The 2,261-nt window shown below is 71.6% G+C and carries 2 protein-coding genes; one reads left to right on the plus strand and one right to left on the minus strand.

The window, feature by feature from the left end; translation table 11 throughout:
- The first annotated feature begins 19 nt into the window (after window positions 1-19).
- Window positions 20-985, plus strand: coding sequence for an NADPH:quinone oxidoreductase family protein (locus B4M60_RS09725; protein WP_291082900.1), 966 nt, complete (start codon window positions 20-22; stop codon window positions 983-985).
- A gap of 31 nt (window positions 986-1,016) precedes the next feature.
- Here B4M60_RS09725 and B4M60_RS09730 read toward each other — a convergent pair.
- The coding region (locus tag B4M60_RS09730) for an acyl-CoA dehydrogenase (protein WP_291082904.1) at window positions 1,017-2,261 on the minus strand (1,245 nt) is incomplete at its 5' end.

Here is a 2,261-nt window from a genome sequence, read left to right on the forward strand (position 1 = left end):
CCCTGACACTATGGAGCCCATGCGAGCCATCCACATCTCCAGCCACGACGGACCCGGTGCCCTCGAGGTGGTCGACCTGCCCGAACCCGAGCCGGGGGCGGTCCTCATCGACGTCCACGCCTCGGGGGTCACGTTCCCGGAGGTGCTGCAGTCCCGCGGCAGGTACCAGATCTCGCCGCCGCTGCCGTTCGTCCCCGGGTCTGAGGTCGCGGGCGTCGTCCGTTCGGCACCCGAGGGGTCAGGCTTCACCGCGGGCGACAGGGTCTGCGCGTTCCCCGGGCTCGGCGGCTTCGCCGAGGTGGTCTCCACCGACCCCGCGCAGGTCTTCCACCTGCCGGACAACCTGAGCTTCGTCCAGGGCGCGTCCGTCCCCATGAACGTCCTCACCGTCCACTTCGCGCTGGCCCACCGGGGTCGGCTGCAGGCCGGCGAGACCGTCCTCGTGCACGGCGCGGGTGGGGGCATCGGGATCGCCGCCACCCAGTTCGCCGTCGCGATGGGGGCCCGCGTCATCGCGGTGGCCTCCACCGCGGAGAAGCGGGACCTGGCGCTGCGGGCCGGCGCGAGCGACGCGGTCGCGCCCGAGGGGTTCAAGGACGCCGCGAAGGAACTCACCGGCGGCAAGGGCGTCGACGTCGTCGTCGATCCCGTGGGCGGCGACCGGTTCACCGACTCCCTCCGCGCGCTCGGCCAGGAGGGCCGGATCCTCGTGATCGGCTTCACCGCCGGCGAGATCCCCACGGTCAAGGTCAACCGCCTGCTGCTCGGCAACAAGAGCGCCGTGGGCGTGGGCTGGGGCGAGTACTGGATGACCAACCCCGGGTACCTGCAGAAGCAGTGGGCCGAGGTCGAACCGCTGCTGGCCGCCGGCAGGCTCGACCCGCTCGTGGGCGCGGAGTTTCCCCTCGTCAGGGCCGCGGAGGCGCTCGAGCTGATGGACGGCCGCGGCGCCGTGGGCAAGATCGTCCTCACCCACGGACGCTGAGCGCCCCGCGCCCCGCGCCCGGCGGGCCGACCTAGAAGGCGCCCTCCGGCATCCGCATGACGTCGAGGTCCAGCGACTCGATCTGAGCGCGGGCCGCGGCGACCTGCGGCAGGTGGGTGCGCGCGAAGTGGCCGGCCACGGTGATCTTGCCGGTGTAGAAGTCGTGGTCCACGCCGGTGGCGCCGGGCAGCGCCGCGAGCGCCACGTCGGCCGACCGCAGCAGCATCCAGCCCACCATGAGGTCGCCGACGGCCATGAGCAGCGGGACCGCGCCGAGCCCGATCAGGTACAGCCTGTCCTTGTCCTCCTGCGCGCCCATGAGGTGCTCGGTGAGGGTGCCGATCATCGACTCGACGTCGCCCAGCGCGCGGGCCACCGCCACCCGCACACCCTCGAGCTCGGCGGGGCCGGCCTCGTCGACCGTCGCGTGGATCCGGCCCGCCACGTGACCGAGCGCCGTGCCGCCGTCGCGGATGATCTTGCGGAAGAAGAAGTCCTGGGCCTGGATGGCGGTGGTGCCCTCGTACAGCGAGTCGATCTTGGCGTCGCGGATGTACTGCTCGAGGGGGTAGTCCTTGAGGTATCCGGATCCGCCGAAGCACTGCAGCGACTCGGCCAGGCACTGGTAGGAGCGCTCCGAGCCGACCCCCTTGACGATCGGCAGCAGCAGGTCGTTGACCGCGTGCGCGAGCTCCGGTCCGGCGCCGGAGACCACCCGGGCGGACTCCACGTCCTGGTGGGCGGCAGCGTAGAGGTACACCGCGCGCAACCCCTCGGCGTAGGCCTTCTGCGTGAGGAGCGACCGGCGCACGTCGGGGTGGTGGATAACCGTGACCTTCTTCGCGTCCGGGTTCCCGGCGTCGGCCATGTCGTTGCCCTGGACGCGCTCCCTCGCGAACTCCAGCGCGTTGAGGTAGCCGGTCGACAGGGTGGAGATCGCCTTGGTGCCGACCATCATCCGCGCGGCCTCGATGGTCTTGAACATCTGCTTGATGCCCAGGTGGGCGTCGCCAGCGAGGAAGCCCACGGCCGGATGACCGTGCGCGCCGAACGACACCTCGCACGTCGCGGACGCCGCCAGCCCCATCTTCTTCTCGATCCCGGTGACGTACACGCCGTTGCGCTCCCCGGGCGCGGCGGTCTCGGGGTCGGGCATGTATTTGGGCACGAGGAAGTAGCTCAGCCCCTTGGTGCCGGGGCCGGCGCCCTCGGGCCGGGCGAGCACCTGGTGCCAGATGTTCTCGAACAACTCGCCCGAGTCGGCGCCGGTGATGAA

The organism is Dietzia sp. UBA5065 (assembly GCA_002415925.1).
GTDB lineage: Bacteria > Actinomycetota > Actinomycetes > Mycobacteriales > Mycobacteriaceae > Dietzia.

Bases quoted from the DNA above. Each gene is read 5' to 3' on its own strand.
- B4M60_RS09725 (WP_291082900.1), top strand. From the start codon at position 20: ATGCGAGCCATCCACATCTCCAGCCACGACGGACCCGGTGCCCTCGAG.